Source organism: Acidimicrobiales bacterium (genome assembly GCA_036273495.1).
In the GTDB taxonomy this organism is placed as follows: domain Bacteria; phylum Actinomycetota; class Acidimicrobiia; order Acidimicrobiales; family JAJPHE01; genus DASSEU01.
Window position 1 is genome coordinate 1 of sequence record DASUHN010000219.1, and the last position, 7,215, is coordinate 7,215.

The following is a 7,215-nucleotide window of genomic DNA, read 5'->3' on the forward strand; positions in this document are numbered from 1 at the left end:
GGCGCCGTCCCGCAGGAGGTCGTCCATGCTCAACCCGTCCGAGGGAGCACTGTCACCGACGACCACGTGCAGGGGGGACACGCCGGTGCGCGCCACCACCTCGGCGATGAGCGGACGGTGGTCGAAGCCGCGGTACACCCCGGGCGTGAACACGACCGCAGGCCGGGCGGTGCCGAACACACCCGCCAGCTCGTGGGCCCGGTAGTTCGGCAGGAGTGGGTTGATGACCGCCCCGAGGGACTGGATGGCCACCGCCGCCACCACCGTCTCGTAGCGGTTGGGGAGCTGAACCGACGCGACCGCGCCGGGCGTGACCCCCCGCTCGGCCAGGCCGGCGGCGCACGCGGCGGCGTCCGACGCGAGCGAGCCGTAGCTGTGGGGCCCGGTGCGGTCGAGGACCGCCGTGGCGCCCGGGTGGGTGCGGGCGTGGGCCGCGACCCGTCCCGCCAGGGTGTCGTCGTTCCAGAGGCCGGCGGACTCGTAGGCGGCGCGGCGGTCGGGGGGCGTGACCAGGGGGCGGAGACTACCGCCGGTGATCGTCAGATCGGGCTGACCGGCAGCTCGATCACCGAGGGGTGCTCCGGGTCGTGGAACACCTCCTGGTCGGCGGCGCGCATCTTGGTCCCGGTGGCGAGCGGCTCGCCCGTGCCGAGGTTCCGGGCAAACAGCGGGTGGGCGGCGCTGGCCACCTGCACCCGGATCCGCTCGCCCTTCCGGAAGGTCACCGCCGTGGGCCACATCTCGATCCGGAGGTGGACGGAGCTGTCAGAGGCGGGGGAGACGTCACCCGGGCGCAGCCGCCGGTAACCGTCACTGAGGTTGTACGACCGGCCCTTGGCGGAGACCACGCACAACCGGACCGACACGTCGGTGTGCCCGAGGGAGGACCGGAACCACAGGTCGGTGCTCAGTGGTCCGGCCACGGTGACGTCCTCGGCCATCGGTGCGCTCGTGTAGGTGAGGACGTCGGGCCGGCCCTCCCGCCGGCGCTGGTCCTTGCGCCCGGCGTTGCGCGAGGCGAGCGAGGCCCCGCCGATGCCGGGCGTCGGGTCGGAGGGGTCGAAGCGGAAGTGGTCGGGGGCGCACCCCGGAGCCGGGTCCGGGGCCAGGCCCCCGCCCGGCTGCAGGTGCCAGAGCCGGGTCGTGGCCGGGGGAGGCCAGTCCGGCACGTTCACCCACCGCCCGCTGCCCATGACGAACAGGCGCACCCCGGGCTCCGCCCCGCCGGCCGGCCGCCCGGAGGCCCCGCCGTGGGCGGCGAACCACCCCAGCGCGTCGCGCAGGCTCGTGCCCATGCCGGCCGGGCTGGCGTGGGTCCACGGCCCGATGGTCATCAGGGCTTCCCGGCCGGCGGCGCGCAGGGCGGCGAAGTCCTCGATCTGGCGGGGCAGGAACAGGTCGTACCAGCCCCCGAGGAAGGTGGACGGCGGGGCGGTGCTCCGGGCGGCGCGGAAGTCGACCGGCTTCCACCAGGGATCTCCGGGCCGGTCGTGGACCAGCCAGTCCTGGAAGAACGGGACCCGGCGGCCCACGACCTGCCGGTCGGCGTCGGCCAGCGGGAGGGTGGAGAAGCCCGGTGCCACCCTCCGGTTCTGGCGCAGCATCGAGCCGAGGACCCGGGGCGGGCGCCGCTCCTGGTTCTCGACCTGGTACACCCAGCTGAGCATGGTCTCCAGCCCGAGCGTGTCGGAGGGGTAGACCACCGCGTCCCGGAAGAAGGTGGCGGTGACCCCCGGTGCCATGGCCCTGAGCCACGGGGGCGGGTCCCCGGCCACCGCCCACTGGACCATGCCGAGGTAGCTGGGCCCGAACGTGAACACGGAGCCGCCGAACCACGGCTGCTCGGCCAGCCACGCCAGGGTGGTGGCGCCGTCCTCCTCCTCGTGGCGGAAGGGCTCGAACTCCCCGCCCGAGCCGAACGTCCCCCGGCAGCTCTGGATCACCGCCTGGTATCCCCGCTCGGCGAAGAGGCGTCCCGCGAACCCCACCTGCCTCCGTCCGTAGGGCGATCGGAGCAGGACGATGGGCGGCGGCGACGAGCTGCCGGACCGGGATGCGGCCACCCAGCGGTCGGCCAGGAGGATGATCCCGTCCGCCATCTTGGCGGCCAGGTCGCGCTCGACGCTCACCTGGCGGTCCTGCGCCGGCGGCAGCCGGGCGGCAGCGGCGAGCACCCTGCTCCCGAGAGTCGTGCGGCCCTTCCTACCAGACCGGCGGGCGGCGGCCCGGGGTGGCGGAGGCTCAGCCTTCGGTGACCTGGCTCCAGTCGGCGCGGTACACCCGGCCGCCGCGCTCGTGGGCGACGTGGAGCGCCTCGGCGCGCGTGCGGCAGTAGACCACCGCCCGATCCTCGGCCACCACGACGTACTTCATCCTGCGAGGATCGGCACGGCCTACCCGCCACCTTGAGAAATGACGTGTCACATCTCGGGGTCCCACCCGTCAATCAGGGGGATGGGGCTCCCCGACCATGCTCGGTCCGGAACCCCGACCAGCTCTGCCTGGTGGAAGCCGCCGTCGACCTGGTCCGAGCGCCGCCCCTCTCCGGCGGCCCCGGCATCGTGAAGATGCCGGCCCAACGACTCCGGTGCTTCGGGCCGGTGGATGGCGAATCCCTGGACCAGGTCGACCCCGAGGTCCGAGATCACGTCCAGCAGCGCGCCGCGCTCGACGCCCTCGGCCACCACCTCGCTCCCGAGCTCGTGGGCCAGATCGGTGAGGAACCGGCAGATGGTGCGATCGGTCGGATCAGTGTCCAGCCGGGTGACGAAGGAGCGGTCGATCTTGATCTCGTCGAAATGCAGGAGCTGGAGGCGGGACAGGCCGGCGTCGTCGACGCCGAAGTCGTCCAGGCTGATGCGGACCCCGAGGTGGGCCAGAGCCAGCAGGGCCTTGCGGGTCGAGCGGGCCCCGAGCGGTGACCGGCGCTCGGTCACCTCGATGGTCAGCTGGTCGGGAGCCAGCCCCGAGACCTCGAGCGCCTCGGCCACCAGCTCCACGGCTGCGGGAAGGATGGCCGGCGCCACGTTCACGGCCACCGAGACCTCGATGTCGGCTGCCCTCCACGTGGCAGCCTGATCCGTGGCCATGAGCAGCACCTGGCGTGCGACCAGGACGCCGACGGTCGGATGGTCGAGGACCCCGACGAAGGAAAGGGGCTGCAGCCGGCCCCGACGGGGATGCTTCCACCGGAGCAGTGCCTCCACCGCGCGCCATTCCCCGTCGGCGACGCCCGTCACTGCCTGGTACTCCAGGTGGAGCTGCCCTTCGTGGATGGCCCGGGCCATCTCCGACACCACCGCTGGCGACCTTCCAGTCCCCACGCGGCACCCCTTACGAGGCGACTCCGTTGTCCCCCCTTGGTACTCCCGAGTATTAGTCCGTAATAACTATCCTGTCAATAGGTAATGACAGAGGACCGGGGCTAGCGCCGTCCCGGGGCCGGAGAGCAGGTCAGTCGCTCCGTAGCTGGTTCATGCGCCGGCGGTCCCGCTTGGTCGGCCGGCCCGCCCCGGCCACGCGCTCGAACACCGGGACGAAGGGCTCGCGGGGCGGAGGTGGGGGGCTGTGGTCCACGAGGCATTCGGCGGCAACCGGTGGCCCCACCCGCTTGTCGATCAGGCGCACCACCTCGACGACCACGTCGCGCTGGTGCACCCGGACCGCCACCTCGTCCCCCACCCGGACCGGGGCCGAGGGCTTGGCCGGGGTGCCGTTCACCTTCACATGGCCCCCGCGGCACGCCTCGGTGGCGGCCGACCGGGTCTTGAGCAGCCGGACGGCCCAGATCCAGCTGTCCACCCGGACGGTTTCGGGGGCCGCGGCCATGGCCCCCACTATGCCGATGCCGGGGCCCTCCCTGCGGGCCGTTGGCGCCGCTACGCCACCAGGTCGCGGATCCGATCCACGATGCTGGCCCACGGGCCGGCGATGAGCTGAGCGGTGGCGGTGCCCGGCACGAGTGGGTGCGGATGGGTGGGCACGACCGACTTGGCGTTCTCGACCAGGGAACCGAGGTTCTCCCGGAGGCCGGAGTCGACGGTCGCCTTAAGCTTGGGCAGCACGTCACCCTCCTCGTCGGAGACGTGCTCGCGCACGGCCGCGGTGACCCGGTCCATCTTGGAGGGGAACTCCGCATCGGCGGGATCCATCCGCTCGAGATCGGCAAGCAGGCGCTTGACCTCCTGATGCTCGTCGATGGCGTGGTCGGCGAGGCCGTTGCCGCCCTCGACCTTCAAGCGGAGGAGGGGGTACACGAACTGCTCCTCGACGGCGGCGTGCACCGAGAGCTCGTGGATGATCTCCCTGGCCAGGCGCTTCAACGTCTCGGGCTTGGACGAGCGGCCGAACCGCCCGAAGAGTTTGTTGACCTCGGCGTGGTCCTGTGTGAGCAGCTTCACGATGTCCATGGCCACAGGAATACCCAGTCCCGGCGCCAACTCATCCCGATCCCAGGTCAGCGGCCCGGTCCGACCGGACTCTGCCGCCTTGGGCGGGATGGTCAGGAAGCGGCCAGGACGGCGCCCGGGACCTCGAGGCCGGCCAGCGGGCCCGGACGTCCCAGGTAGAACCCCTGCCCGTGGCTCACGCCCAGGCGCCGGAGCGTGGCCAGCTCCTCGGGGTTCTCGATCCCCTCGGCCACCAGGGTGCAGCCGACCTCCCGGCTGAAGCTCACCAGGGCGGCGGCCAGGGCCCGGCGGGCGGGGTCGGTGTCGATGCCCCGCACGAGAGCGATGTCCAGCTTGATGATCCCGGGCCTGAGCCGCAGGACGTGCTGGAGGCTGGCGTACCCCGAACCGGTGTCGTCGACCGCGACCCGGGCCCCGGCCTGCTGCAACGGCCCCAGCGCACTGGCCAGGTGCTCGTAGCCCTGGACCTCGACGTGCTCGGTCAGCTCGACGACGACCCGGTGGCCGATGGGGCAGACCAGGTCGGCCAGGCGCCGATCGCGCAACACCGTGGGCGAGACGTTCACCGACAGATAGACCGTCTCGGGCAGTTGGGCCAGCGCGGCCAGGGCGGACCGGACGGCGCAGAGCTCGAGATCGGCGCCCAGTCCGACGTCGGCCGCTTCGGCGAACCACTCGTTCGGCGGCCGGACCGGCAGCGCCGAGAAGCGGGCCAGGGCCTCGGCGCCCACGACCTGGAGGGTTTCGAGGTCGACGATGGGCTGGAAGACCATCTCGATGCCCCGCCCCGCCAGCACCTCCTCGACCCGCCTGGTCTTCTCGGCCCGGGCCGCCGCCTCCCGGCGCTCGTGCTCCCGGTGCTCGTGGAGCTCGCCGGCCATGGAGGCGTTGTGGCGCTGAAGCGCCACGTGCATGGCCCGGGTGTGGAGGAGGTTGCGCACCCGGAGCAGGGCCTCGGTGCGGTCGAACGGCTTGGTGAGGAAGTCGTTGGCCCCCGCCGCCAGGGCGGCCTGCTTGGCGGCGTCGGTGGCATCGGCGGTCAGGACGACGACGGGTACGAAGCCCCCCGGTCCGACCTCCTCGGCGAGAGCCGCGAGGACCTCGTATCCGTCCAGATGGGGCATGTGCAGGTCGAGCAGGACGAGATCGGGCTGGACCGACCGGAAGGCCGCCAGCGCCTGGCGGGGGTCGGTCAGGCCCACCACCCTGCCCACGCCCACCCGGGTAAGGAGCCGCTCCAGCAGGGTGACGTTGCTGGGCTGATCGTCGATGACCAGGATCGACGCCTCGCCCAGGAGCTGCGAGTCGGCCGGGCTTCCGGAGACCGGGGGAACCGCCACCTGGCCATATCGGGACGTTCCGGCCCCAACTTGAGCGCGACCGGGGCGGTGGCGGACAAATCGGACTCAGGCAAAGCGGTCGATGTGCCGACAACTGATGGAACCGGCGGGGGTGGAGCCGGTCCGAGAGGAGTCACCCGTGCGATCGACGAGGCGTCGGCGGCCCATCCGGGCCCTGTCCCTGCTGGTCCTGGTGGTCCTCGGGGGGGCCAGCATCGGCGGAGCCCTCCTGGCCCGGTCCGTCCTGCGGGACGAGCAGTCCCGGCTCCTCCAGGAGCGGGCGGTCGAGGCCAGCTCGACAGTCGAGTCCCTGTTCGGCAACGTCGGCACCTCCCTGCCGACTCTGGCCGCCACGTCCTCCCCCCAGCCGGAGGCGACGGGGACCTTCATCAGCGCCGCCCGGTCGTACATCGGCCTGATCTCCGGAATCGGGGCCGCCCAGTCCAGCTCTACGGGGTACCGCGTCCTCGCCGCCGTCGGGGTGGCCCCGGTGGCCGGCTCCGCCCTCCCGGCCGATCGCACGGCTCTCGCCAGCGTGGCCCTCAGCTCGGACAACGTGGTGGCCGGCATGGTCGCCACCCCGTCGGGTCGGCGCATGAGCTTTGCCCTCGCCGTCAACGGGGGCATCGTCCTGTACGAGGACCTGGCCTTCGACCCCACCAAGCCGATCAACCTCGGGTCGTCGGGGCCCTTCAACGACCTCGACGGCGTCCTGTACGCGTCGAGCATCCCCGACCCCGGCATGGTGGTCGTCACCACCACGGCCCATCTGCCCCTTCCCGGCCGCGTGGCCCGCACCACTGTGCAGGTCGGGACCCAACACTGGCTGCTGGTGGTCAAGAACCGCGTGCCCCTCGTGGGCTCGTTTGCCGCCAACGCGCCGTGGGCCGTGCTCGGCGGTGGGCTGCTGGCGGCGGTCTTCGCCACCGTCCTGGTCGAGACGCTGGCGCGGCGACGCGCCTACGCGCTCGATCTGGTCGAGGAGCGCACGGTGGAGCTGCGCGACGCGCTCGACGCCCAGGCGCGGCTCGAGCAGGGGGAGCGCCGGGCCCGGGAGGCCGCCGAGGCCGCCAATCGGGCCAAGAGCGAGTTCCTCTCCCGCATGAGCCACGAGCTGCGCACGCCCCTCAACGCCATCCTCGGTTTCGGCCAGCTCCTCGAGATGGACGAGCTGGACACCTCCCAGCAGGAGTCGGTGGACCAGATCCTGAAGGGCGGTCGCCACCTCCTGAGCCTGATCAACGAGGTTCTCGACATCTCGAGGATCGAGACCGGCACTCTGGCGCTGTCCCCCGAGCCCGTGTCGGTGGCCGACGCCATCGGGGAGGTCGTCACGCTCATGGCGCCGCTGGCCCGGGAGCGGACGGTGCGGCTGACGTCGGGCCCCCGTACGCCCGAGACGGCCACCCACGTCCAGGCGGACAAGCAGCGCCTCAAGCAGATCCTGCTCAACCTGGTCTCCAACG

At 72.4% G+C, this 7,215-nt stretch carries 8 protein-coding genes; 1 reads left to right on the forward strand and 7 read right to left on the reverse strand.

From position 1 onward, the window contains the following. The 7 genes from VFW24_09205 to VFW24_09235 all read right to left on the reverse strand — a co-directional run. A partial coding sequence (locus VFW24_09205) for an AMP-binding protein (protein ID HEX5266940.1) occupies positions 1-543 on the reverse strand: 543 nt, incomplete at its 3' end. After that, on the reverse strand, positions 540-2,174 hold the full coding sequence (locus tag VFW24_09210) for a CocE/NonD family hydrolase (protein HEX5266941.1): 1,635 nt from the start codon (positions 2,172-2,174) through the stop codon (positions 540-542). The genes VFW24_09210 and VFW24_09205, both read right to left, overlap by 4 nt. 67 nt (positions 2,175-2,241) lie before the next feature. Continuing rightward, positions 2,242-2,373: a hypothetical protein gene (locus tag VFW24_09215; GenBank protein ID HEX5266942.1), complete on the reverse strand. Its 132-nt coding sequence runs from the start codon at positions 2,371-2,373 to the stop codon at positions 2,242-2,244. A gap of 47 nt (positions 2,374-2,420) precedes the next feature. Beyond that, positions 2,421-3,299, reverse strand: coding sequence for an EAL domain-containing protein (locus VFW24_09220; protein HEX5266943.1), 879 nt, complete (start codon positions 3,297-3,299; stop codon positions 2,421-2,423). 154 nt (positions 3,300-3,453) lie between these two features. Beyond that, positions 3,454-3,828 carry an RNA-binding S4 domain-containing protein gene (locus tag VFW24_09225; protein HEX5266944.1) on the reverse strand — a complete coding sequence of 125 codons (375 nt, stop codon included), beginning with the start codon at positions 3,826-3,828 and terminating at the stop codon, positions 3,454-3,456. A 50-nt stretch (positions 3,829-3,878) separates the two neighbouring features. After that, positions 3,879-4,409 (reverse strand): hemerythrin domain-containing protein, encoded by a 531-nt coding sequence (locus VFW24_09230; GenBank protein HEX5266945.1) that lies wholly within the window; start codon positions 4,407-4,409, stop codon positions 3,879-3,881. 92 nt (positions 4,410-4,501) lie between these two features. Further along, positions 4,502-5,749, reverse strand: a complete 1,248-nt coding sequence (locus tag VFW24_09235) for an EAL domain-containing response regulator (GenBank protein ID HEX5266946.1) — start codon at positions 5,747-5,749, stop codon at positions 4,502-4,504. A gap of 139 nt (positions 5,750-5,888) precedes the next feature. On the opposite strand from VFW24_09235, the gene VFW24_09240 reads away from it, so the two are divergent. Then, a partial coding sequence (locus VFW24_09240) for a histidine kinase dimerization/phospho-acceptor domain-containing protein (protein ID HEX5266947.1) occupies positions 5,889-7,215 on the forward strand: 1,327 nt, incomplete at its 3' end.

Coding starts and splice junctions, on each gene's coding strand:
- VFW24_09215 (HEX5266942.1), bottom strand. CDS start 2,373: ATGAAGTACGTCGTGGTGGCCGAGGATCGGGCGGTGGTCTACTGCCGC.
- VFW24_09225 (HEX5266944.1), bottom strand. CDS start 3,828: ATGGCCGCGGCCCCCGAAACCGTCCGGGTGGACAGCTGGATCTGGGCC.
- VFW24_09230 (HEX5266945.1), bottom strand. CDS start 4,409: ATGGACATCGTGAAGCTGCTCACACAGGACCACGCCGAGGTCAACAAA.